This is a genomic window from Streptomyces sp. NPDC056144 (assembly GCF_042264145.1).
Taxonomy (GTDB): Bacteria; Actinomycetota; Actinomycetes; order Streptomycetales; family Streptomycetaceae; genus Streptomyces.
This window is the reverse complement of record NZ_JBHJVF010000007.1, coordinates 368,799-392,410: the sequence shown is the minus strand read 5'-3', so window position 1 is coordinate 392,410 and position 23,612 is coordinate 368,799. Positions and strand designations below refer to the sequence as shown.

The window sequence follows — 23,612 nt, the reverse complement described above, 5'->3', positions numbered from 1 at the left end:
GCGACCGCGCGCGTCCGGAAAGTGAACGGAAAAGGCCGACGGCCCATACCCCCCAAGGGGTACGGGCCGCCGTGGGACCTTCGCCCCCATTACTCTCCGTCAGCGACGGAGCACCCCGAGGGCGCGTCCGACGAGCCTCGCCCGGTCGGCCGCGGCGGGCACGTGCTCCAGGCCGTAGCCGAGGAGGACGGTGTCGTCGGTGGTGACGGCGGCCTGCGAGTGGAAGAGCGCCGGGGAGCGCGCCCAGTCCGCGGCGTTGCCGGGACTGCCGGCCGGTGCGCCGGGTGTGGTCCAGGGGCCGAGGCCGGTCTCGAAGCCCTCCGCCTGGGTGGTGGAGGCGGTGACGAGCCGGGTGTCGTCGACGAACGCGCCCATCTCGCCCGTACCGGGGTCGGAGACGTACGAGATCGACAGCTCGACCTGCTTGCCGGCCCAGGCGCTCAGGTCGACGGAGGCCTGCCGCCAGCCGTTGGAGGGGCCGGTGAAGGCGTTCCAGGAGCCGGTGGTGCCGGTGGGCGCGCAGCCGTCGGCGCCGAGGGTGAGGTACCGGGTGAGGAAGGGGTGGCCGCGCAGGTAGTAGCCCTCGCCGCAGTCGGCCGGGGGCTCGGTGGAGGTGGAGCCGTTCCGGTCGGGCAGGGTGGTCCAGTCGTCGTCCTGGCCGACGGTGTGGGCCTCGACGACGAGGTTGTCGTAGCCGGGCTCGGTGTCGTAGCTGACCTGGAAGTCGAGCCGGGGCTGGTCGGCGGCGGTGACGCCGGTGAGGTCGACGGTCCTGGCGAGCCGGGCCCAGGTGTTGTCGGCGTGCCGGACGGCGGCGAAGGTCGTGCCCTCGGCGGGCTCGAAGGGGGTGCGGACGCCGGGATAGTCGCCGGCGGAGGCGCTGCTCGCGAACTGCGGGAAGGCGTCCGGCGTGAGGGTGTCGGAGGTGACGGTGTACGCGCCGGCGTTGTCGAGCGGGTTGCCTTCGGCGGCGCCGAGGCTCGCGCGGACGCCCGCGAGGGCGCCGCCGCCGGCGAAGGCGGGCGGCTGTCCGAGGGCGGCGCGGTGGTAGGCGCCGAGGTAGTACTGGGCGAAGTCGTTGGTCTCGGCCCGGCCGACCCGGGTGAGTCCGCCGGACTTCTCGCCCGCGTTGATCAGCTTGCCGCCCTCGTTGAGGTAGGCGCGGACGGCGAGCTGGGTGGGCCCGGAGGGCTGCTCGGCGCCGGTGTACCAGACGACGGTGCGGAAGTGGGAGAGGACGCCGAGGGCGTCGGGCGTGCCCTGGGTGGCGACGTCCCAGACCACGGCCTTCCTGCCGTTGTCGGCGAGCGCCTTCACGTACGCGGCGGTGTGCCGCGCGGCCGTGGTGCCGCCCTCGTCGGCGAGGACGAGGACGTCGCCGCGGGGCCGCTCGGCGACGGTGTAGGTGAAGGGGGCGGAGGCGGTCGCCGCGCCCTCGCGGGTGCGGGCGGTGAAGCGGACCTCGACGGAGTCGCCCGGCCTGGCTCCCTCGACCTCGGCGCGGTACTCGTCGTAGTACAGGTTGTCCTCGCCGCCGTAGGTCTCGCCGCCCTTCCAGGCGTCGAGGCGCTCGCGGTGGAGGCGGCCGCCGTTGATCCGGTACGTGAGGGTCTTGTCGCGCAGGGACTTGCGCGCCGTGACCGCGACCTCCTGGTCTCCGCCGCGGGCGTAGGAGGTGGTGAAGGTCTTCGGGGTGAGGGCGGCGGCCTCGGCGCCGACGGGCGAGACGGGCCGGTCGGGGCGGGCGGCGCTCTCGGCGACGGCGAGAGCGAAGGGGATGTTCTTGGCGAACTCGGCCTGGATCAGCTTCTCGTCGTCCGGGAAGGTGAAGACGGAGGCGCAGTCGGCCGGGTTCCAGGCGTCGTTCGGGTCGACCCGGGAGGCGGTGGCGCAGGTCGACATCTCCGGGGTGAACATCTGCATGCCGTTGACGTTGGCGGCGTGTCCGTCGGCCTCGCCGTTGGTGATGTACAGCTCCGAGGAGACCTGCGGCCGGTAGCCGGGCACGGCGGAGTTCTGCGGAGTGCCGGCGAGCGCCTTGAGGGCGATGTCGTCGGGCGTGTCGGTGGCGACCTGCCAGCCGACCCCGTACAGCAGGAGCTGGGCGGCCGAGTGGTAGTTGACGCCGTACGAGAAGCCGATGCGCTTCTGGAGGGCGTCGAGGGCCTTGGTCTCGGGCTCCGACATGGGGCCGGTGCCGCGGAAGGTCTCGTCGGCCGGGTCGGGCGACGAACCCTCGTTGTCGTAGCCCCACTTGTAGGAGAAGTTGCGGTTGAGGTCGACGCCGTCGCCGGCGGTGATCCGGCCGTCCCCGTCGTTGTCGTGGAGGTTCTTGCGCCACTGCCGGTTGGCGGGGTCGGCGTGGGTGAAGTCGTAGCCGTCGGGGTTGGCGGAGAGCACGAACCACAGCTCGGTGGAGTCGACGATGCGGGTGATCCGCTCGTCCTTGCCGTAGCTGTCGAGGTAGTGGTGGAGCAGCCGCCGGGTCATCTCGGGGGTGATCCACTCGCGCGCGTGCTGGTTCGACAGGTACAGCGTGGCGGGCTTGGAGCCGTCCTTGGTCCGCTGGGCGCCCTTGCTGACCTTGAGGGCGAGGATGTCCTGCCCCTTGAGGGTCTTGCCGATCGACACGACCTTGGTGAGGCCGGGGTTGGCCCGCGCGGTGTCGAGGACCTCCTGCTTGAGGCCGTTCGGGCCGCCGTACGGGCGGAAGACGCCGTCCCCCGCGGCGGCGACCCGCCGCTCGGCCCCGTCGGTGAGCTGGTGCTCGGCGAGCTGGACGCCCCGGCCGCGCAGCTGCCCCGCCTGCCGCCCGGTGAGGAAGAGCTCGACGGTGGCGGAGCCCTTCGCGGGCACCTGTTCGGTCATCTCGTGGGCGTCGGCGCCCGCTTCGAGGAGCAGCGGGACCTGCTCCTTGGTGACCGTCGCCCGCCACACGGAAAGGTGCTCGTAGTCGCCCCCGGTGGGGTCGGGCTGCGCCCCGACGCCGGGTGCCGCCGCCAGACCCGCGATCACCAGTGAAGCCGCGGCGAGGATCGAACTCGCTCTGCGTCTCATGTGCCCCCCTTGCTGTCGTCTGCCACGGAAGAGAACAGACGCCAGGCTCGTGGGGGCCCATGGGGCTGTCAAGGGCGCCTCGCGGATGGCGTACGGGTGTACGACGAAGCCGCCGGCGCCTCAGAAAGGCACCGGCGGCCCGGAGTTCGGGATTCCGTCGACGGGCGCCCGGGGGGGCGGCGCGACGGACCGGGTCAGCCGACCAGGCTGTCGTCGAGCTCCTCGGTCAGGTTGGACTCGGTCCCGGGGATGCCCAGGTCCTGCGCCCGCTTGTCGGCCATGGCGAGCAGACGGCGGATCCGGCCGGCCACCGCGTCCTTCGTCAGCGGCGGGTCGGCGAGCGCGCCCAGCTCCTCCAGGGAGGCCTGCTTGTGCTCCATGCGGAGCCGGCCCGCGGCGGCGAGGTGCTCGGGCACCTCGTCGGCGAGGATCTCCAGGGCGCGCTGCACCCGGGCTCCGGCGGCGACGGCGGCACGGGCCGAGCGGCGCAGGTTGGCGTCGTCGAAGTTGGCCAGGCGGTTGGCGGTGGCGCGGACCTCGCGCCGCATCCGCCGCTCCTCCCAGGCGAGCACCGACTCGTGCGCGCCGAGCCGGGTCAGCAGGGCGCCGATGGCGTCGCCGTCGCGGACGACGACCCGGTCCACGCCGCGCACCTCGCGGGCCTTCGCCGCGATGGAGAGCCTGCGGGCCGCGCCGACCAGGGCGAGGGCCGCCTCGGGACCGGGGCAGGTCACCTCCAGGGAGGAGGACCGGCCGGGCTCGGTCAGCGAGCCGTGGGCGAGGAAGGCTCCACGCCAGGCCGCCTCCGCGTCACAGGTCGCACCGGAGACCACCTGCGGGGGAAGACCCCGGATGGGGCGGCCTCGGCCGTCCACGAGCCCCGTCTGACGGGCCAGCTGGTCGCCGCCCGCCACCACCCGCACGACGAAGCGCGAGCCGCGCCGCAGTCCGCCGGGTGCCATCACGATCAGTTCGGAGCTGTGTCCGAAAATCTCCAGAATGTCCCGCTTCAGGCGGCGCGCCGCCATCGCCGTGTCGAGTTCCGCCTCGATCACGATGCGTCCGCTCACCAGGTGCAGCCCGCCCGCGAACCGCAGGATCGACGAGACCTCTGCCTTCCTGCAGCAGGTCCGGGTGACGGGAAGCCGGGAGATCTCGTCCTTCACCGCTGCCGTCATCGCCATGGGCCGATCCTTCCATGCATCCGAAAAATACGGTCGTACGCGGCAGCCAACAGCTCCGGGTCATGCTTCGCGGAGCCGTCGGGCCCGGCCACCGGCGCCAGCTCGACCGCGGCACCGAGCCGCTTGGCGGCATCGGCGAGGGACTCGCGATCGGGCACGGCGGCCTCGTCGGCGAGCACCACGTCCAGGGCGAGTTTAGGGGCGTGTCGTCCCAAAACCTCCAAATGACGCTGCGGAGAGAAGCCCTCGGTTTCTCCGGGCTGGGGCGCGAGGTTCAGGGAGAGCACTTTCCGGGCCTTGGTCTCGACCAGGGCGTCCAGGATCTCGGGGACGAGAAGGTGCGGGATCACCGAGGAGAACCACGAGCCGGGACCCACGACCACCCAGTCCGCGTCGAGGACCGCCTCGACGGCCTCCGGCACCGCCGGCGGGTCGTGCGGGACCAGGTGCACGGAGTGCACCTCGCCGGGGGTGAGCGCCACCGTCGCCTGTCCGCGGACCGTGTCCACGTCGTCGGGCCGCTCCGGGTCGTGGCCCTTGACCAGGGCCTGGAGCTCCAGCGGCACGGCGGACATGGGCAGCACCCGCCCCTGCGCGCCGAGCAGCCGGCCCACCAGGTCCAGGGCCTGCACGGGGTCGCCGAGCTGCTCCCAGAGGGCGACGATCAGCAGGTTGCCCACGGCGTGGCCGTTGATCTCGCCCTTGGACTGGAAGCGGTGCTGGATCACCCGGGCCCAGGTCTGGCCCCAGTCGTCGTCGCCGCAGAGCGCGGCGAGCGCCTTGCGCAGGTCACCGGGGGGCAGCACGCCGAGCTCCTCCCGGAGCCGGCCGCTGGAGCCCCCGTCGTCGGCGACCGTGACGACGGCCGTCAGGTCGCCGGTGATCCGCCGGAGCGCGGCGAGGGACGCCGAGAGGCCCATGCCGCCGCCGAGGGCGACGACCTTGGGCTGGGCGCCCCTCCTGCGGAGCGTGCGCCGCCCCGTCAGGGTGGAGGCGCGACGACGGTACGGCTTCACTCTCGCCCCATGTCCCGGTGCACGACGACGGTCTCGACCCCTTCGGCGGCGATACGGGCGGCGAGCCGCTCGGCGGTGGCCACGGAGCGGTGCTTGCCGCCGGTGCAGCCCACGGCGATGGTCACGTACCGCTTGCCCTCGCGACGGTAGCCCGCGGCGATCAGCTGGAGGAGCTCCGTGTAGCGGTCGAGGAACTCCTTGGCGCCGGGCTGGTTGTAGACGTAGTTCGACACCTCCTCGTTGAGGCCGGTGAAGGGGCGCAGCTCGGGGACCCAGTGCGGGTTCGGCAGGAAGCGCATGTCGACGACGAGGTCGGCGTCGACCGGCAGGCCGTACTTGAAGCCGAAGGACATGACGGTGGCCCGCAGCTCGGGCTCCTCCTCGCCGGCGAACTGGGCGTCCATCTTGGCGCGCAGCTCGTGGACGTTGAGGCTGGAGGTGTCGATCACGAGGTCGGCGTCGCCGCGCAGCTCGCGCAGGAGGTCGCGCTCGGCGGCGATGCCGTCGGTGATCCGGCCGTCGCCCTGGAGCGGGTGCGGTCTGCGGACCGACTCGAAGCGCCGGACGAGGGCCTCGTCGGAGGACTCCAGGAAGACGATCCGGCGGGTGACCTGCTTGGCGTCCAGGTCGGCGAGGGACTCCCTGAGGTTGTCGAAGAACTGCCGGCCGCGGACGTCGACGACGACCGCGATCCGGGCCACGTTGCCCTGGGAGCGGGCGCCGAGCTCCACCATGGTGGGGATCAGCGCGGGCGGCAGGTTGTCCACGACGAACCAGCCGAGGTCCTCCAGACACTTCGCCGCGGTGGAACGGCCGGCTCCGGACATGCCGGAGATGATCACCAGCTCGGGGATGGCCGCCTCGGCGCCGTCGTCGCCGGGGGTCTCCTTGGTGCCCGTACTCACGTGTCGTGCTCCGTCTTCTCGGTCGTGCTCGTCGCGCTGGTCGTGCCGGTCCTGCTGGTCTTGCTGGTCTTGCTGATCGTCCTGCTGTCCGTACCCGGTCATGCCGTGCCGCCCCCGTCGTCTTCCATGATCTCTCCTGTCGCCGTGTTCACGGCGGGCGCCGCCGGGGCCGCCTGGGCGAGGGCCACGACGACCGCCTCCGCGGTCTTCCGGCCCATGCCCGGAACCTCGCAGATCTGCTCGATTGTCGCCTGTCGGAGCCGCTTCACCGAGCCGAAATGCTTGATCAAGGACTGCTTCCGGGTCTCACCGAGGCCCGGGACCGCGTCGAGAGGGCTGGTCCGGATGCGTTTCGTCCGCTTGGAGCGCTGGTAGCGGATGGCGAAGTCGTGAGCCGTGTCACGCACCCGCTGGAGGAGATAGAGCCCCTCGCTGGAGCGGGGCAGCACCACCGGGTCGTCGTCCCCGGGCAGCCAGACCTCCTCCAGACGCTTGGCGAGGCCGCAGACGGCGACGTCGTCGATGCCGAGCTCGTCCAGGGCCCGCCGGGCCGCCGCGACCTGCGGCTGCCCGCCGTCGACCACGACGAGCTGCGGCGGGTACGCGAACCGCTTGGGCCGGCCGTCGTCCTCGGGCGTGTCGGCGGCGACGGAGCCCCCGGGCGTGTCGGGGCTCTCCCCGTCGCCCCACTCCCCCGTCTTCTCCTTCTCGGCGAGGTAGCGCTTGAAGCGGCGGCTGATCACCTCGTGCATGGACCGGACGTCGTCCTGGCCCTCGAAGGACTTGATCTGGAAACGGCGGTACTCGCTCTTGCGGGGCAGCCCGTCCTCGAAGACGACCATCGAGGCCACGACGTCCTCGCCCTGGAGGTGCGAGATGTCGAAGCACTCGATCCGCAGCGGCGCCGCGTCCAGGTCCAGGGCCTCGGCGATCTCCTCAAGGGCCCGGGAGCGGGTCGTCAGGTCGCTCGCGCGCTTCGTCTTGTGGAGGACGAGCGCCTGCTGCGCGTTCCGCGCGACCGTCGTCATCAGGTCCTTCTTGTCGCCGCGCTGCGGGACCCGCAGCGAGACGTTCGACCCGCGGCGGCCGGAGAGCCAGGCGGTGACCGCGTCGACGTCCTCCGGGAGCGCCGGGACCAGGACCTCCTTGGGGACGGTGTCGCCGCTCTCCTCGCCGTACAGCTGCTGGATCGCGTGCTCGACGAGCCCGGCCGTGTCCACGGCCTCGACCTTGTCGGTGACCCAGCCCCGCTGGCCGCGCACGCGTCCGCCGCGCACGTGGAAGATCTGGACGGCGGCCTCCAGCTCGTCCTCAGCGAGGGCGATGAGGTCGGCGTCGGTGGCGTCGGCGAGGACGACCGCGCTCTTCTCCATGGCGCGCCGCAGGGCCTCTATGTCGTCGCGGAGCCGGGCGGCCTTCTCGTACTCCATGTCCTCGGCCGCGATCATCATCTGCTTCTCGAGCCTGCGGATGTACGTGCCGGTGCGGCCGGCCATGAAGTCGCAGAACTCCTCGGCCAGTTCGTGATGCTCCTCGGGCGTGACCCGGCCCACGCAAGGCGCCGAGCACTTGCCGATGTAGCCGAGGAGACAGGGGCGGCCGGCCGAGGCCGCGTTCCGGAAGACGCCCGCCGAGCAGGTCCGCACGGGGAAGACCCGCAGCATCAGGTCGACGGTCTCGCGGATCGCCCACGCGTGCGCGTACGGCCCGAAGTAGCGCACGCCCTTCTTCTTGTGGCCCCGCAGGACCTGGACGCGCGGGAACTCCTCGTTGAGCGTGACCGCGAGGTACGGATAGCTCTTGTCGTCCCGGTACTTGACGTTGAACCGGGGGTCGTACTCCTTGATCCAGGAGTACTCCAGCTGAAGGGCCTCGACCTCGGTCGAGACGACGGTCCATTCCACGGAGGCGGCGGTGGTCACCATGGTGGCCGTGCGCGGGTGCAGGCTGACGATCGGCTGGAAGTAGTTCGCCAGCCGCTGACGCAGGGACTTCGCCTTCCCCACGTAGATCACCCGGCGGTGCTCGTCGCGGAACTTGTAGACCCCCGGGGAGTCGGGGATCTGCCCCGGCTTGGGGCGGTAGCTGGAGGGGTCTGCCATGCTCCCCACCCTACTGGCGGGGACTGACACCCCGTATGGGCGCGCGGGCCGGGGCGACGGCCGCGCGCCGGCTACGGCCGACGGCGTCCGGACAGGCGCCGGCCCCACAGGACGAGCGCCGCGCCCGCGGGGGCGACCAGGAGGACGAGCGGCGAGACGGGCAGGCCCGAGTCCGCGAGGGAGCCTCCCGGAGGCCTGGGCCGGCCCGTGTGGTCGCCGGGTCCGGGGGGCGGAGCGGGCGTGGCGGTCGAGGTCGGCCGCGGAGTCGCGGTCGTGGTGGGGACGGGGCTCGCCGTCGCACTCGGTGCGGGTGTGGGCGTGGGTGTGGGTGTGGGTGTGGGCGTGGGCGTGGGTGTGGGTGTGGGCGTGGGCGTGGGCTGGGAGACCGGCGGGGCGATGACGAGGGCCTGGGTGTCGTGGGTGTCGTTGGCGGGGTCGTGGTCGGGCTGGTCGGCCTCGACCGTCGCGGCGATGGGGAGCCGGGTTCCGGGCCGGGTGCCGGGCGCGGTCGTGCCCGTGACCGTCAGGGCGGCCGAGGCCCCGACCCCGAGCGCGCCCAGGGGACAGACCGCCCGCCCCTTGTCGACGGGGCAGGGCGTGCCGTCGGGGCCCGTGACGACGGGGTTCCTCAGCCCGGCGGGCAGGGTGATCGTGACGGAGGTGCCGGTCGCGGCGATGGGGCCGTGGTTGGTCACGGCGACGTCGTAGGCGACGGCGTCCTTCCCCGCGAGGACCTCGGGCTTGCGGGCGGCCGTGGTGACCGCCAGGTCGAGCGTGGGAGCAACGGGGACGGCGACGGTGTCACGGGCGGTCAGGCGCGCCCCGTCGACGGGGTCGGTGTACCCGGCGGTGGCGGTGTTGCGGGCGAAGGTGCTCCGGCCCTGCGGGAGGACCGTCGTGCGGAAGGTGACGGTGGTCCGCGCGGCGGGCATGAGCTTGCCGCCCGCCGAACCGGTGGCGTCCTCGCCCAGGTTGACGCGCAGGCCCCCGTCGGGGGCGACGGCCCCGCCGTCGGCGTCCACGGCGTCGGTCAGCGGGCCGGGACCTCCGGGCCCGGAGACGATCGCGAGGCTTCCGGGTACGTAGGCGAGCGCGGCGGGCAGGAGGTCGTCGAGGACCACGCCGTCGGCCTGGCCGCCGCCGCCGTTCCCGACGGTGACCGTGTACTCCAGCACGTCACCGACCTCGGCCACCGCCCGCCCGGACAGGTTGGCCACGCTCTTGTCGATCGTGAGGCACGGCGGGGTGCCGAAGGAGATCCCGTCCAGGAAGTTCCCGTTGCTCAGGCTTCCCTGAGCGCTTACCGCGTGGAAGCCGAACCGGGTCCGGCGCTGGCCGGCCGGGACCGTGTAGGTCCCTTGGTGGACGCCCCACGCCTGCACGTCGTCGCTCAGCGCCCCCTGGCTCACCAAGGGGCCGTCCGGCGGGCCGATCAGCACCTCCATCGTGTCGAGCCCGCTGCGGCCCCGGTGCGCGAGCCGCCAGTTCAGCCGCGAGCCGGGCACGGTGTCGATGTCCTGGAAGAGCGTGGACGGCTCGGTCGCGTTCAGCTCAGCGAACTGGCGGCCCTCCTCGGCGATCACCCCCCGGAAGCCGCTGGACCACACCTCGATGAGCCGGTCGGAGGCGGTGGTGTCCCAGCCGGGGTCCGCGTCCTCGTCCATCTGGTCCCAGTCCGCGTCGGGAATCCCCGGCAGCTCGAAGCCGCCGTTCACGAGCCGCTGCGGCTTCGCGCAGACGGTGTCCGCCGGGAAGGGCGCCGCCTCCGGCACGCGCGGCGGCACGGCCCGCGCGGTCGCGGGAACGGCCCCGGCCACGACGTTCGGCGTCAGCAACGCCGCCATCAGCACCGCCCACACACGCCCCGAGGACACTGCTCGTGCACACATGAAGACAGAACGTAAGGCCCGGATCAGTCCGATGATCCGAATCGGCCGTCCGTGGGCATGCCGCCGGGCGGGGCGGCTCCGGGGTGCCGGTGCCGCCCCGCCCGGGGCCGAGCGGGGTCAGCCCTCGTGGGCGCCGCCCCGTCTCCGTATCGCCGCCGTCGCCGTGGCCGTCAGACCGAGGGCGAGGAGCGCGCCCGCGCCCGCCGCGGCGGAGCCGGCCGTGACGAGGGACGCGTCCCCGTTCCCGGAGGCCGCCGCCCGGACCGCGGGCGCGGGAGCTCCCGCCGCCTGGGGCGCGTACCCGCCCGCCGTGCCCTTCTTCGCGTACGCCGACCCCGGCAGCTTGTCCCCGTACGCCGCCGCGACCCGGTTCCGGTACGCCTCCAGGCTCGTCCCGGCGCTGCCGACCGCGCGTACCGCGTCCTCGTCGAGGGGCAGCACCTTCGCCCCCTTCTGGACGTACCACGCGTCGATCTGCGGCTCGCGGAACACGAGCCCGCCGGGCAGCACGCGCCCGCCCTGTTCCGCGTACCGGATCTCGTCGTCACCGGTGGCGATGTTCACCACCTGCCAGCCGCCGGGCTGCTTCACCGTCCACAGCGAGGCCTTCTGCCCGTCCGAGGCCACGGCCCGGCTGGCCCGGAACTCGACGCGGGCGACGGGTGCTCCCGCCTTCCCGGCGACGAAGTCCGGGGAGAGTATCCGTACCGGCACGGACCCGCCCTCGACGCGCGGGGCCGCCGCCGAGCGGGCGAGCGCCCCGTCGCGGGCGAAGAACCGGGACAGCGTGTCCAGGGTCCCCGGCGCGGACGCGGCCTGCTCGGGGGTCGGCGCCGGCGGGAGGCTCTCCGCCGCGGCGGCCTGCGGGGCTCCCAGCGCGCCGAGGGCGACGAGGGCGGCGGCGGTCAGCAGACCGGCGCCCATGGCACGTCCGTTCATCGTCGTCACGCCCCGATCCGGTAGAGCGAGTGGGTCCAGGAGAAGGAGTTGTTGTTGACGTACCAGGCGTGCGAGGCCCAGTTGTACCGGTCGCTGGACGGCCACGGGTCGCCCCAGTAGACCCAGCTGCCGGAGTCGTCGTAGCCGTACAGGACGTGCATGTGCCCGCCGCCGCTCGACCACTGGATCCGGGTCTCGATCGGCCGGTTCGCGTTGATCTCGGTCTGGACGGTCGAGTAGCGGAGCCAGCCGGTGACGTACGAGCCGGGGTTGATGCCCGCCCAGCTCAGGCCGTTCTGGACGTTGCCGAGGGTCGCCTGGTCGTTGGGGCACTCGTAGCCCTGCTGACGGTTGAAGGCGGCGTTGCAGAACTGGTTCTGGCTGTAGTTCCGGCCGAACCAGGTGGCGATGGTGTTGCCGCTCGCGGCCCAGCACCAGTTGGTCTTCTGCTGCGCCTGCATGGTGATGTTCAGCTGCCGGTAGGCGAGGGCGGAGTCCTCGCCCGTCGGCGCGGCGGAGGCCGAGGTCGTGGGGACGAGGAAGAGGGCTGCTGCGGCGAGTGCCGCGAGGACGGTCTTTCTGCTGCGCATCGCGTTCCTCCCATGGCGGGGGGTGGGGATGTGGGGAGTGGTGGAGGAGCGCGTCCGGACGCTGGTCAGGAGCATCGGCCGTTGTCGGAAGCGGGTCAACACGCTTCAATGCGGGGTGACATCGGACTGTGAACAGTGCGGCCGGGGTGTGAACGGACGCCCTCGCCCCACCTGCCCGCCCACCGCACGCGGCGCGACGGTCCGCTCCCCCGTCGTGAACGTTCACCGAGTTCTCCGAGGAGTGCTCATGAGCCACACCGAGGCCGATCTGGTGCAGCTGCTGCACACCGGCCCCTTCCATCTGGCGCTGCGCACCGCGTTCGCCGTGCGCGGGCTGCCGCTCCAGCGGGTGCAGCACCATCTCGCGCACCGCGGCGTACGGGTCGGGGTGACGAGCCTCAGTTACTGGCAGCAGGGCGCCCGCCGCCCGCAGCGGCCGGAGTCCCTGAAGGCCGTGCGCGCCCTGGAGGAGGTGCTCCAGCTTCCCGGGAACTCGCTGCTGCGGCTCCTGGCGGACGACGCGGCCGGGCGGTCCGACGTGGAGCGCCCGGCGGGCCGCTCGTACCGCTCCCTGGTGGAGGCGTCGGGCTCGGTCGAGGAGCTCCTCGCGGAGATGGAGTCACCGACGGACGGCGGACTGCACACGGTGGGGCACCACGAGCGGGTACGGATCGGGGCGGGGCGCGAGCTGATCGGGCGCGAGTCGCAGCACGTCGTACGGGCCCACCGGGACGGAGTGGACCGCTACCTCGCCATCCACCACGGGGACCCGGGGTGCGATCCGTCCCGGGTGGGCGTCCGGGCCGTGGAGAACTGCCGGACGGGCCGGGTGCGCTGGCACGCCGGTACGGGGGTGGTCGTCGCGGAGCTGCTCTTCGACGCGCGGCTGCGGGCCGGGGACACGCACCTGTTCTCGTACGGCTTCGAGGACGGCACGGCGGGGCCGAGCGGGGAGTACCTGCGGGGCTTCAGCTTCGCCGGCGGGCAGTACGTCCTCCAGGTCCGCTTCGACGAGGCGGCGCTGCCGGTACGGTGCCGGAGGTTCGCCCAGACCTCGGCGGGCGCGCCGCGCGGCGGCCGTGCGGAGCTGACGCTGAGCGGCAGGCACCGCACGGTGCACCTCGTGGAGCAGGGGGTACGGCCCGGGATCCTGGGGATCGACTGGGACTGGTCGTGAGGGATCCGGGCTCGCGGCGGGGCGGGGTCAGGCCTTCGGGCCCGCGATGAGCTTGCCGTCCTCGACGCGGACCGGGACCTCGGGGAGCGGGACGGTGGCGGGGCCCTTGAGCGCCTTGCCGGTCGTCACGTCGAAGCGGCTGCCGTGGCAGGGGCAGTTGCCCTCGTTGTCCTCGATCTTGTCGAGGACGCAGCCGGCGTGGGTGCACTGGGCGCTGAATGCCTTGTACTCGCCCTTGGCGGGGCAGCTGACCAGGACGCGCTGCTCGCGGTAGAGCTTGGCGCCGCCGACCGGGACCTCGTCCGGGGAGCCGAGCGGGACCGGGGCGGTCGGGGTCGGGACCTGGGCGTGGCCGAGCTTGGAATCGGTGGAGCAGGCGGCGACTCCCAGCCCGGCGGCGCCCGCGAGGGCGGCACCCTTCAGGACGGTGCGGCGGCTGGACTGGCCGGACATGTGTGCTCCACGGGGGCGTCGGGATCGGGGCAAGGGTGACCGAACCGACGATACCGGCGGCCTCCGGGAGACTGTCGCGGGGCCCCGGGGTGGGGCCCCGCGACGGCCTCAGTCCCGTCTCACGCCTTGCGGGCGCGGGTGGTCGCCTTCTTGGCCGGGGCCTTGGCGGGCGTGGCCTTCTTGGCGGTCGCCTTGGTGGCGGCCGCCTTCTTGGCCGGGGCCTTGGCGGTGGCCGAGGCCTTCTTCGCCGGGGCCTTGGCGGTGGCCGGGGCCTTCTTCGCCGCCGTCTTCTTCGCCCCGCGTGCCGCCGGCACGGTGGCGTCGGCGTCGCTGATCCGGTCGGCGCCGAGGATCTCGCGGAGGAACTTGCCGGTGTGGCTGGCCGGGACCGAGGCGACCTCCTCGGGCGTGCCCTCGGCGACGACGAGGCCGCCGCCGCTGCCGCCCTCGGGGCCCATGTCGATCAGCCAGTCGGCGGTCTTGATCACATCGAGGTTGTGCTCGATGACGATCACCGAGTTGCCCTTGTCGACGAGGTTGGAGAGGACCTTGATCAGCTTCGAGATGTCCTCGAAGTGGAGACCGGTGGTCGGCTCGTCCAGCACGTAGACCGTGCGGCCCGTGGAGCGCTTCTGGAGCTCGGAGGCGAGCTTGACGCGCTGGGCTTCACCGCCGGAGAGCGTCGGCGCCGACTGCCCGAGGCGGACGTAGCCGAGGCCGACCTCGTTGAGCGTGCGCAGGTGGCGGGCGATGGTCGGGACGGCCTCGAAGAAGTCGAGGGCCTCCTCGATCGGCATGTTCAGGACTTCGGCGATGGACTTGCCCTTGTAGTGGACCTCCAGGGTCTCCCGGTTGTACCGGTCGCCGTGGCAGACCTCGCACGGGACGTAGACGTCCGGGAGGAAGTTCATCTCGATCTTGATCGTGCCGTCGCCGGAGCAGTTCTCGCAGCGGCCGCCCTTCACGTTGAAGGAGAACCGGCCGGGCAGGTAGCCCCGGACCTTGGCCTCCATCGTCTCCGCGAAGAGCTTGCGGACGTGGTCGAAGACGCCGGTGTAGGTCGCCGGGTTCGACCGGGGAGTGCGGCCGATCGGGGACTGGTCGACGTGCACGACCTTGTCGACGAGGTCGTCGCCGTCCACGCGCGTGTGGCGTCCGGGCACCGACTTGGCGCCGTTCAGCTCGCGCGCCAGGTGGGTGTAGAGGATGTCGTTGACCAGGGTCGACTTTCCGGATCCGGAGACGCCGGTGACGGCCGTGAGGACGCCCAGCGGGAAGGAGACGTCGATGTCCCGCAGGTTGTTCTCGCGGGCGCCGTGGACGGTGAGCGCGCGGCCCGGGTCCACGGGGCGGCGGATCTCCGGGGTGGGGATCGCCCGGCGGCCGGACAGGTACTGCCCGGTCATCGACTCCTCGTTGGCGAGGAGCTCCTTCAGGGGTCCGGAGTGGACGACCTTGCCGCCGTGCTCGCCGGCGCCGGGACCGATGTCGACGACCCAGTCCGCGACGTTGATCGTGTCCTCGTCGTGCTCGACGACGATGAGCGTGTTGCCCATGTCCCGGAGCCGGACGAGGGTCTCGATGAGCCGGTGGTTGTCGCGCTGGTGGAGGCCGATGGACGGCTCGTCGAGCACGTACAGCACGCCGACGAGGCCGGAGCCGATCTGGGTGGCGAGCCGGATGCGCTGGGCCTCGCCGCCGGACAGCGTGCCGGCGGCCCGGTTGAGCGAGAGGTAGTCGAGGCCGACGTCGACGAGGAAGCGGAGCCGCTCGTTGACCTCCTTGAGGACCCGCTCGGCGATCTTCTTGTCGCGGGCGTTGAGCGTGAGGCGGGAGAGGAACTCGGCGCAGTCGCTGATGGACATCGCGGAGACCTCGGCGATCGACCGGTCCATGACCGTGACCGCGAGGACGATCGGCTTGAGGCGCGTGCCCTCGCAGGTGGGGCAGGGCACCTCACGCATGTAGCCCTCGAAGCGCTCGCGGCTGGAGTCGCTCTCGGCCTCGCTGTGCCGCCGCTTCACGAAGGAGACGGCGCCCTCGAAGGCGGGGGTGGTCCAGGCGCGCTCGCGCCCGTACCGGTTCTTGTAGCGGACCTCGATCTGGGTCTTGTGGCCGTACATCAGGGCCTTCTTCGCGCGCTGCGGAAGACCGGCGTACGGGATGTCGGTGCGGAAGCCGAGGGCCTGGGAGAGGCCGTCGATCATCCGGCCGAAGTACTCCTTGGTGTGGCCGTGCGACCAGGGGTGGATAGCGCCCTCGTCGAGGGACTTGTCCTCGTCGGGGACGATCAGCTCGGCGTCGACCTCCATGCGCGTGCCGATGCCGGTGCAGTCGGGGCAGGCGCCGAAGGGCGAGTTGAAGGAGAAGGAGCGCGGCTCCAGCTCCTCGAAGGACAGGTCGTCGTACGGGCAGTAGAGGTGCTCCGAGTACATCCGCTCGCGCTCGGGGTCGTCCTCCGGGAGGTCGACGAAGTCGAGGACGACCATGCCGCCGGAGAGCCCGAGCGCGGTCTCGACGGAGTCGGTGAGCCGGCGCTTGGCGCTGTCCTTGACGGTGAGGCGGTCGACGACCACCTCGATCGTGTGCTTCTCCTGCTTCTTGAGCGTCGGCGGCTCGCTCAGCTGCACGGTCACGCCGTCGACCCGGGCGCGGCTGTAGCCCTTGGTCTGGAGGTCGGCGAAGAGGTCGACGAACTCGCCCTTCCGCTCGCGCACGAGCGGCGAGAGGACCTGGAAGCGGCTGCCCTCGGGGAGCTCCAGGACCCGGTCGACGATGGCCTGGGGCGACTGGCGGGAGATCGGCCGGCGGCACTCCGGACAGTGCGGCTTGCCGATGCGGGCGAAGAGCAGCCGGAGGTAGTCGTAGACCTCGGTGATGGTGCCGACCGTCGAGCGCGGGTTGCGCGAGGTCGACTTCTGGTCGATGGAGACGGCGGGCGACAGACCCTCGATGAAGTCGACGTCCGGCTTGTCCATCTGGCCGAGGAACTGGCGGGCGTACGAGGAGAGCGACTCGACGTACCGGCGCTGCCCCTCGGCGAAGATCGTGTCGAACGCGAGGGAGGACTTGCCCGACCCCGAGAGTCCGGTGAAGACGATCAGGGAGTCGCGCGGCAGGTCGAGCGAGACGTTCTTGAGGTTGTGCTCGCGGGCGCCGCGGACGATGAGACGGTCGGTCACGCCGGTCCGCACCTTTCTTGAGAGAGCGGATGTGCCTGACACACCCAACAACCAAGGATGCCGGATGCTTCCACCGAGCCTATAGCACGCACATTCGATTTCCGGCGTTCCGAAGACCGCTTCACCCGAACGAGTGGCGCGCTAGGGTCGGCGCCATGATCGACCACGAACGTGATCTCGTCTCCGTCAAAGAAGCGACCGACCGCCTGCTGACCGCGGCCGCCTCCTGGGACAACGCGGTGACGGCCGAGCCGTCACGGCTTCCCGGCTGGACGCGCGGCCATGTGCTCGCCCACCTCGCCCGTAACGCCGAGGCTCTCGTGAACGTGTTCCAGGGCCGTCCGATGTACCCCGACGCCGCGACCCGCGACGCCGACATCGAGCGCGACTCCGGCCGCCCGCTCGCCGAGCAGCTCGCCGACGTCCGCGCGACCGCCGAGGCCTTCCAGGCCGTGAGCGCCGAGCCCGCCGACTGGAACCGTGTCGTCGAGCTCCGCAACGGCATCACCGACAACGCCTACCGGATCCCCTTCCGGCGCTGGGTCGAGGTGGACCTGCACCACGTCGACCTGGGGCTCGGCTACGAGCTGGAGGACCTGCCCGAGGAGTTCGTCCGGCGGGAGGTCGACTTCCTCGCCGACCGCTGGACGGGCGCCGCCGGCGTGCCGCCCACCCGGATCGAGGCCACCGACGGCACCGGGACCTGGACCACCGGCGCGCCCGAGGGCACCGGCACCCCGGTGACCGTGTCGGGCCCCGCGCCGGAGCTCCTCGGCTGGCTCTCCGGCCGCCGCGACGGCTCCGCCCTGAAGACCGAGGGCGGCCCGCTCCCGGAGCTTCCCGCCCTGTAGCGGCCGGTGCCCCTCTCCTGTCGGTGGCCGGGGCTAGGCTGAGGCCATGACGTACAGCGGAGCGGTGAAGGTCGGCGGACCGGCGGACGTGCACGAGCTGACGGACCTGATGATCTCGAAGGTCGCGGTCGGCCCGATGGAGAACAACGCGTATCTGCTGCGCTGCCGGGCCACCGGCGAGCAGCTGCTGATCGACGCGGCCAACGAGGCCGACACGCTGCTCACGCTGATCGGTGACGACGGCATCGCCGCCGTCGTCACCACCCACCGCCACGGCGACCACTGGCAGGCCCTGGCCGAGGTCGTCCGCGCCACCGGCGCGCGCACGTACGCGGGCGCGTACGACGTGGAGGGCATCCCGGTCCCCACGGACGTGCCGGTCGAGGACGGCGACACGATCCGGGTCGGCCGCGTCGAGCTGACCGCCCGCCGCCTCGTCGGGCACACCCCCGGCTCGATCGCGCTCGTCTATGACGACCCGCACGGCCACCCGCACGTCTTCACCGGCGACTGCCTCTTCCCCGGCGGGGTGGGCAACACCTGGAAGGACCCGAGGAACTTCACGACCCTCATGGACGACGTCGAGTCCAAGCTCTTCGCGGTCCTGCCCGACGAGTCCTGGGTCTACCCGGGCCACGGCAAGGACACCACGCTCGGTGACGAGCGCCCGCACCTCGCGGAGTGGCGCGAGCGCGGCTGGTGACCGGAGGCGCCCGGGGCCGGTGCCCCGGTCGCACGGACGGCGCGCGGCCCGACGGCCGCGCGCTACCGCACGCCCCGCGTAACCGCGAGCGCCGTCGGGTAGTTGGCGCCACATGCGCACCAGTGACTCTCCGTCGCCACCGACGCCTCCGGCGTCCACTCCCCCGACGTCCACTCCCCCGGCGGCCGCCCCGCCCTCGATGACCCGGCTCGCCACGGCCTCGCTCGTCGGCACCGCCATCGAGTTCTTCGACTTCTTCGTCTACGGGACCGCCGCCGCGCTCGTCCTCGGACCGCTCTTCTTCCCGACCTTCTCGCCCCTCGCCGGGACCCTGGCGGCCTTCGGCACCTTCGCGATCGGCTTCCTGTCCCGCCCGCTCGGCTCGGTCCTCTTCGGGCACGTCGGCGACCGGTACGGCCGCCGGCCGGTCCTCTTCGCCTCGCTGCTGCTGACCGGCTGCGCCACCGTCGCCGTCGGCTGCGTCCCCACGTACGCGACGATCGGCATCGCCGCTCCCCTCCTCCTGCTCCTGCTCCGCTTCCTCCAGGGCCTCGGCCTCGGCGGCGAGTGGGGCGGGGCCGTCCTGCTCACCGCCGAGCACGCCCCGGCGCACCGGCGCGCGCTGTGGGCGAGCTTCCCGCAGGTCGGGCCCGCCGTGGGCTTCCTCCTCGCGAACGGCGTGATGCTCGCGCTCACGGCGGGCCTGAGCGACGCGGAGTTCCGCGCGTGGGGCTGGCGCGTGCCGTTCTGGGCGGCGGGCGTCCTCGCGGCGGCCGGGCTGCTGCTGCGCTCCTCGCTCGCGGAGACCCCGCAGTTCGAGGAGCTCTCCGCCTCCGGGCAGCGGGCGAGCGCGCCCCTGGCCGAGGTCGCGCGCGGCCACTGGCGTCTGGTGCTGCTCACGGCGGGGGCGCTCGCCGTCGGGTACGCGGTGTTCTACACGGTCTCGACCTGGGCGCTGGCCTACGGCACCGAGCGGCTCGGGGTGAGCAGCACGGTCATGCTGACCTGCGTCATGGCGGCGGTGGCGATCAAGGGGGCCGCCACCCCGTTCGTCGCGCTCCTGGCGGACCGCTGGGGCCGCCGACCGCTCTGTCTGGCCGGGTGCGCCGCCTCGGCGCTCTGGATGTTCCCGATGGTGGCCCTGCTGCACACCGCGCGGCCGCTGCTGATGTTCCTCGGGTTCCTGGGCTCGATGCTGGCCTTCATCACGATGTTCGCGGTGGTCGCCGCGTACCTCCCGGAGCTCTACGAGCCCCGTGTGCGCTGTACGGGGGCGGCCGTCGGCTACAACCTCGCCGGGGTCCTCGGGGGCGCCCTGACGCCGATCGTCGCCACGACGCTCTCGGACGGCGGTTCGGGTCCGCCGTGGGGCGTCGCCGCCTATCTGACCCTGGTCGCCCTGGTCAGCCTGGGCTGCTTCGCGCTCCTGCCGGAGACGCTTCCGGCCCGTGCCGAGGCGCCGGAGGCGGCGCCCGCCTGACGGGCCGGCGGAGACAGCGGAACGGCGAACGGCCGGCCCGGGGCGGGTGCCCCTGGCCGGCCGTTCGCCGTGCGCCTGACGTGTCAGGTATCAGGCGACCGGTATCAGGCCTCGACGGCTTCCTTCTCTTCCTTCTCGCGCTCCGCCTGCTTCTTGGAGGCGATGAGGCTGGTGATCGTGGTGACGATCAGGACGCCGCAGATGACCGCGAGCGAGAACGGGATGGAGATCTCCGGGACGTGCACCCCGGACTCGTGCAGCGCGTGCAGGACCAGCTTCACGCCGATGAAGCCGAGGATCACCGACAGGCCGTAGCTGAGGTGGACCAGCTTCTTGAGCAGGCCGCCGATCAGGAAGTACAGCTGGCGCAGACCCATGAGGGCGAAGGCGTTGGCCGTGAAGACGATGTACGGGTCCTGGGTCAGGCCGAAGATCGCCGGGATGGAGTCGAGGGCGAACAGGATGTCCGTGGTGCCGATGGCGAGCATGACGACCATCAGCGGGGTCATGATCCGCTTGCCGTTGTTCCGGATGAAGAGCTTCGTGCCGTGGTAGCGGTCGGCGACGCCGAACTTCTTCTCGACGGTCTTGAGGAGACGGTTCTCCTCGAACTCGTCCTCCTCCTCGTCGGAGCGCGCCTCCTGGATGAGCTTCCAGGCGGTGTAGATCAGGAACGCGCCGAAGATGTAGAAGACCCACGAGAAGCTCGCGATGATCGCGGCGCCCGCGGCGATGAAGATCGCGCGGAGGACCAGGGCGATCAGCACGCCCACGAGCAGCACGCGCTGCTGGAGGTGGGAGGGGACCGAGAACTTCGCCATGATCAGGACGAAGACGAAGAGGTTGTCGACGCTGAGCGACTTCTCGGTGATGTAGCCCGCGAAGAACTCGCCGGACGCCTGGCTGTTGCCGAACACCAGCAGGCCGAGTCCGAAGAGCACGGCGAGCACGACCCAGACGATCGTCCAGATTCCGGCTTCCTTGACCGAGACGTCATGGGGCTTCCGCCCGATGAAGAAGTCGGCTCCGATGAGGGCGCACAGACCGAGAATGGTCAGCACCCACAGGGTCATAGAAACGTCCACTGCGCCTCCGGCGTCGTACGGCTACATGATCAGCTTCGTCGCTGCCGGAGGTCTCTTCCACCCGGTCGGCTCACGCCGCGCCGGGCCGACGCCCCGGGCCGGATCGATGAGATCCGTCCGTATTGACGGGAACGCCGCACATAGGGGAGTACTCCCCTCCGCACGAAGAACAGTACCCGAAAGACCAAGAGAAGGTAAAGGACTGGATAAAGAGACCTCAAAATCCCAGGTCAGAACCGCTTTACCGGGGAAGCCTCGGCAATGCGCGCGAGGACCTGCCGCAGGATCGCGCTGCCCGGCGGAAAGACCGGGGGCTCGTACGACCAGGCGTGGCCGACCCACGGGTCGGCGAGGTGGTCGTCGGGCACGGGAGTGATCCGCAGCAGCGAACGCCACAGCGGGTCGAGCACGGGACCGTACGCGGCGGCGTCCTCCCGGTCGGCCACCATGAGGAGGTGCACGCCGACGCCGGGGCCCTCGTCGGCGAGGTACCGGAGCCGGGTCACCGCCCGGTCGTCGAAGCCGTGCGGGAAGTCGTGCACGATCAGGAGCTGCCGTGCCGTGTCCAGGCCGGGCGGCAGGGCGTCGGTCGCGCCGTTCCGCAGGGCCATCTGCAGCAGGTCGACCCGCTCCGTGAGCTGTTCGAGCACCGCCGTGACCCCGGCGGCTCCCCGGGCCGGCGGGGCTGCCAGCACGCCGGCCTCCACCAGCGGGGCGAGCGCGGCCGCCCCGGCGCCCGCCGCGTCGACGGCGTGGACCGCGAACGATCCGGCCGGGTGGGCCGCGAGCAGCCGGGCCGCGTGGGCGACCGCGCTGTCCAGGGCGAGCCGGCGCAGCTCGGCCTCGTCGAGCAGGTTGGCCGCCTCGGAGTGGCCGCGTCCGCTGTCCACCCACAGCCCGCGCTCCAGCGGCAGCCGGACCAGCATCGGAATCCGCAGGCCGGGGCTCTCGGGCAGGTGGAGGTCGCCCAGGCGTACGGCCATGGGCTCCTCGGCCGGGGGCCGGTAGGCCTGCCAGACGGGGTTGTCCCAGCGGGCGTAGGCGGGCGGGAGGGCCGGCTCGACGACCTGGGACTCGGCGACGAGCTGGGCGAGGTCGCGGTCGAGGACCTCCTTGGCGCGCCCGACGAGCTCGTCGTGGCGGGCGCGGGCGGTCGCGCGGGCGGCGTCGTTCGCGTCGCCGACGCGGGAGCGGTAGTCGGTGAGGGCCTCGTCGAGCTCGCGGTCGAGCCGGGACTCGGCGAACTCGCAGGCGCCCCGGTAGGCGGAGACGGTACGGGCCAGGTCCTCGAACATCCCCCACACCTGGTTGTAGAGGCGCTCGTCCATGGACCAGCCGGAGGCGTCCCCGGCGACGGGGACGGGCGGGCCCTGCGGGGGCTGGGGCGCCTGGGCCGTCTGCGTCGCCTGGGGCGCGGCTTCGGGCGGGGCGGGACGACGACGGGGGTGGGCGTAGCTGATCGGACCGCCACTGGCCGGTTCGGCGCCGGCGGTTTCGGCTCCGGTGGGTACGGCTCCGGTGGGTACGGCTCCGTCGCTCGGGGCGGGCAGGACCGGGACGGGCAGGGTGGGGGCGGGCTGGGGCTGGACGGGGGCGGGCTCGGTGAGCGGCGGCCGGGCCGGGGCGGTGGCCGCGCCCAGGATCGCCGCGGCCGTGTCGGCGGCGCGCTCCAGGCCCTGGTCCCCGAGGAGGGCGGCGAGCCCGCCCTCGTACCCCTGGCCCATCGCGCGGACCTTCCAGGCGCCCTGGCGGCGGTAGAGCTCCAGGGCGACGACGGCGGACTCGCTGCCGAGTCCGGTGATCGTGTAGCCGGCGATGCCGGCGCCGTCGGTCCCGGTGACGGCGACGAACGGGGCCGCGGTCGCGCCGAAGCGGGCCGGGCCGCCGGAGCCCTCGGGGAGGACGAGGAGGAGGGAGACGCGGTGGACGGCCTCGGGGACGGCGGTCAGGTCGACGCCGACGCGCTGGTCGGCGGCGGCCTGCCGGGGGACGTCGACGCCGGGGAGCGAGGGCGCGGCGGGGTGCGCGACCGCCTCGGCGCCGGGGACCCTGCCCTGTTCGTCGCCGAGGGTGGCTCCGACGAGGACGGGATGGCCGGCGGACACCCTGATCTCCAGTCGGGTGTCGGGCAGGGGGTGGTTCTGCCCCCGGACCAGTTCGGCCGTCATCGACTCTGTCCCCTCGGTGTTTCCTGGTGCCGGAGCACGTTCATGCGGGACAGCTCCCGGCGGCCTGCTGCCTCCGGGAGCTGTGGTGGGATGCCGCGCGGTGCTGCCTAGAGGTGCGGCAGGATCGCGGGCATCAGGTCCTGGAACGTACGGCCGTTGGCCGGGTTGCCCAGGGCGGTCATCTGCCAGCCGGAACCGGCCCGGTGCACCTTCGCCATGATCTGCGCGGTGTAGTTGCCGCCGCCGTCGAGGGTGTAGCGCGCGAGCTCCTGGCCGTTCGTCTCGTCGACGAGGCGGCAGAAGGCGTTCTGCACCTCCTGGAACGACTGGCCCGTGAAGGAGTTCACGGTGAAGACGATCGTGTCGATGTGAACCGGGACCCGCTGGAGGTCGACGAGGATCGCCTCGTCGTCCCCGCCCTGGCCGGCGCCGCCGACCAGGTTGTCGCCGGTGTGCTTGACGGAGCCGTCGTCGCTGACGAGGTGACGGAAGAAGACCACGTCGACCGGCTGCTTGTCCGCGAAGAGGACGGCCGAGGCGTCCAGGTCGATCTCGCGGGTACGGGAGCCGAAGAGGCCCCTGCGGGGTGCCGCCTGCCAGCCGAGCCCCATCCGCACCTGGGTGAGGCTGCCCCCGCCCTGCTTCTCCAGGCTGATGGCCTGACCCTTGGTCATGTTGACCGTCACGCGTGTGCCCCTCTCGTTGCGTTCCCCGCGCCCGCTGTCCGGCGCGTGCGGTTGTCCAGCACCCTAGCCAGGGGCACTGACACCGCAGCGTCGCGGTCCGGATTTGTGTCGGTCTTGCAACACACCGGACCGCCTGCGCCCGCCA

17 protein-coding genes are annotated in these 23,612 nt (G+C 72.4%); 4 read left to right on the top strand and 13 right to left on the bottom strand.

The genetic code is table 11. The annotated features are described in order from the left end of the window. Window positions 1-99: 99 nt before the first annotated feature. The 8 genes from ACFC0Z_RS23450 to ACFC0Z_RS23415 all read right to left on the bottom strand — a co-directional run bounded on the left by ACFC0Z_RS23450 (window position 100) and on the right by ACFC0Z_RS23415 (window position 11,682). Complete coding sequence (locus ACFC0Z_RS23450; protein ID WP_376441184.1) at window positions 100-3,057, bottom strand: M14 family zinc carboxypeptidase; 2,958 nt, start codon at window positions 3,055-3,057, stop codon at window positions 100-102. Window positions 3,058-3,251: 194 nt separating this feature from the next. After that, window positions 3,252-4,241 (bottom strand): DNA-binding protein WhiA, encoded by a 990-nt coding sequence (gene whiA, locus ACFC0Z_RS23445; protein WP_046911893.1) that lies wholly within the window; start codon window positions 4,239-4,241, stop codon window positions 3,252-3,254. Next, window positions 4,232-5,257 (bottom strand): uridine diphosphate-N-acetylglucosamine-binding protein YvcK, encoded by a 1,026-nt coding sequence (gene yvcK / locus ACFC0Z_RS23440; protein ID WP_376441182.1) that lies wholly within the window; start codon window positions 5,255-5,257, stop codon window positions 4,232-4,234. Before yvcK ends, whiA begins: the two co-directional genes overlap by 10 nt. Further along, on the bottom strand, window positions 5,254-6,264 hold the full coding sequence (rapZ, locus tag ACFC0Z_RS23435; RefSeq protein ID WP_376441179.1) for an RNase adapter RapZ: 1,011 nt from the start codon (window positions 6,262-6,264) through the stop codon (window positions 5,254-5,256). Before rapZ ends, yvcK begins: the two co-directional genes overlap by 4 nt. Next, window positions 6,261-8,264, bottom strand: a complete 2,004-nt coding sequence (gene uvrC, locus ACFC0Z_RS23430) for an excinuclease ABC subunit UvrC (protein WP_376441177.1) — start codon at window positions 8,262-8,264, stop codon at window positions 6,261-6,263. The genes rapZ and uvrC overlap by 4 nt, the downstream gene beginning before the upstream one ends. A 71-nt stretch (window positions 8,265-8,335) precedes the next feature. Continuing rightward, a complete protein-coding gene (locus ACFC0Z_RS23425; protein WP_376441174.1) occupies window positions 8,336-10,153 on the bottom strand; it encodes a hypothetical protein in 1,818 nt (605 codons plus the stop codon). Window positions 10,154-10,270: 117 nt separating this feature from the next. Then, a complete protein-coding gene (locus ACFC0Z_RS23420; protein WP_376441319.1) occupies window positions 10,271-11,092 on the bottom strand; it encodes a hypothetical protein in 822 nt (273 codons plus the stop codon). A 5-nt stretch (window positions 11,093-11,097) separates the two neighbouring features. Then, window positions 11,098-11,682: a papain-like cysteine protease family protein gene (locus tag ACFC0Z_RS23415; protein WP_376441171.1), complete on the bottom strand. Its 585-nt coding sequence runs from the start codon at window positions 11,680-11,682 to the stop codon at window positions 11,098-11,100. A 247-nt stretch (window positions 11,683-11,929) separates the two neighbouring features. Between ACFC0Z_RS23415 and ACFC0Z_RS23410 the strand changes: the two genes are divergently transcribed. Then, a complete protein-coding gene (locus ACFC0Z_RS23410) occupies window positions 11,930-12,859 on the top strand; it encodes a hypothetical protein (protein ID WP_376441168.1) in 930 nt (309 codons plus the stop codon). 27 nt (window positions 12,860-12,886) lie between these two features. On the opposite strand, the gene ACFC0Z_RS23405 is transcribed toward ACFC0Z_RS23410, so the two are convergent. After that, window positions 12,887-13,312: a Rieske (2Fe-2S) protein gene (locus tag ACFC0Z_RS23405; protein ID WP_376441165.1), complete on the bottom strand. Its 426-nt coding sequence runs from the start codon at window positions 13,310-13,312 to the stop codon at window positions 12,887-12,889. Window positions 13,313-13,431: 119 nt separating this feature from the next. Beyond that, window positions 13,432-16,494 carry an excinuclease ABC subunit UvrA gene (gene uvrA, locus ACFC0Z_RS23400; protein ID WP_376441162.1) on the bottom strand — a complete coding sequence of 1,021 codons (3,063 nt, stop codon included), beginning with the start codon at window positions 16,492-16,494 and terminating at the stop codon, window positions 13,432-13,434. A gap of 155 nt (window positions 16,495-16,649) precedes the next feature. Between uvrA and ACFC0Z_RS23395 the strand changes: the two genes are divergently transcribed. The 3 genes from ACFC0Z_RS23395 to ACFC0Z_RS23385 all read left to right on the top strand — a co-directional run bounded on the left by ACFC0Z_RS23395 (window position 16,650) and on the right by ACFC0Z_RS23385 (window position 19,528). Beyond that, a complete protein-coding gene (locus ACFC0Z_RS23395; RefSeq protein WP_376441159.1) occupies window positions 16,650-17,345 on the top strand; it encodes a maleylpyruvate isomerase family mycothiol-dependent enzyme in 696 nt (231 codons plus the stop codon). A gap of 46 nt (window positions 17,346-17,391) precedes the next feature. Then, window positions 17,392-18,048, top strand: a complete 657-nt coding sequence (locus tag ACFC0Z_RS23390) for an MBL fold metallo-hydrolase (protein ID WP_376441157.1) — start codon at window positions 17,392-17,394, stop codon at window positions 18,046-18,048. A 199-nt stretch (window positions 18,049-18,247) separates the two neighbouring features. Beyond that, on the top strand, window positions 18,248-19,528 hold the full coding sequence (locus ACFC0Z_RS23385; RefSeq protein WP_376441154.1) for an MFS transporter: 1,281 nt from the start codon (window positions 18,248-18,250) through the stop codon (window positions 19,526-19,528). A 104-nt stretch (window positions 19,529-19,632) separates the two neighbouring features. Here the strand turns inward: ACFC0Z_RS23385 and ACFC0Z_RS23380 are convergent, their stop codons facing one another. From ACFC0Z_RS23380 to ACFC0Z_RS23370, 3 genes are all read right to left on the bottom strand, one after another. Further along, the gene (locus tag ACFC0Z_RS23380) at window positions 19,633-20,613 is read right to left on the bottom strand and encodes a TerC/Alx family metal homeostasis membrane protein (RefSeq protein ID WP_376441151.1); all 981 of its coding nucleotides are present in this window, start codon (window positions 20,611-20,613) and stop codon (window positions 19,633-19,635) included. A 230-nt stretch (window positions 20,614-20,843) separates the two neighbouring features. Continuing rightward, window positions 20,844-22,781: a TerD family protein gene (locus ACFC0Z_RS23375; RefSeq protein WP_376441148.1), complete on the bottom strand. Its 1,938-nt coding sequence runs from the start codon at window positions 22,779-22,781 to the stop codon at window positions 20,844-20,846. Between the two features lie 107 nt (window positions 22,782-22,888). Continuing rightward, window positions 22,889-23,467, bottom strand: a complete 579-nt coding sequence (locus tag ACFC0Z_RS23370) for a TerD family protein (protein ID WP_376441145.1) — start codon at window positions 23,465-23,467, stop codon at window positions 22,889-22,891. Between the last annotated feature and the right edge of the window lie 145 nt (window positions 23,468-23,612).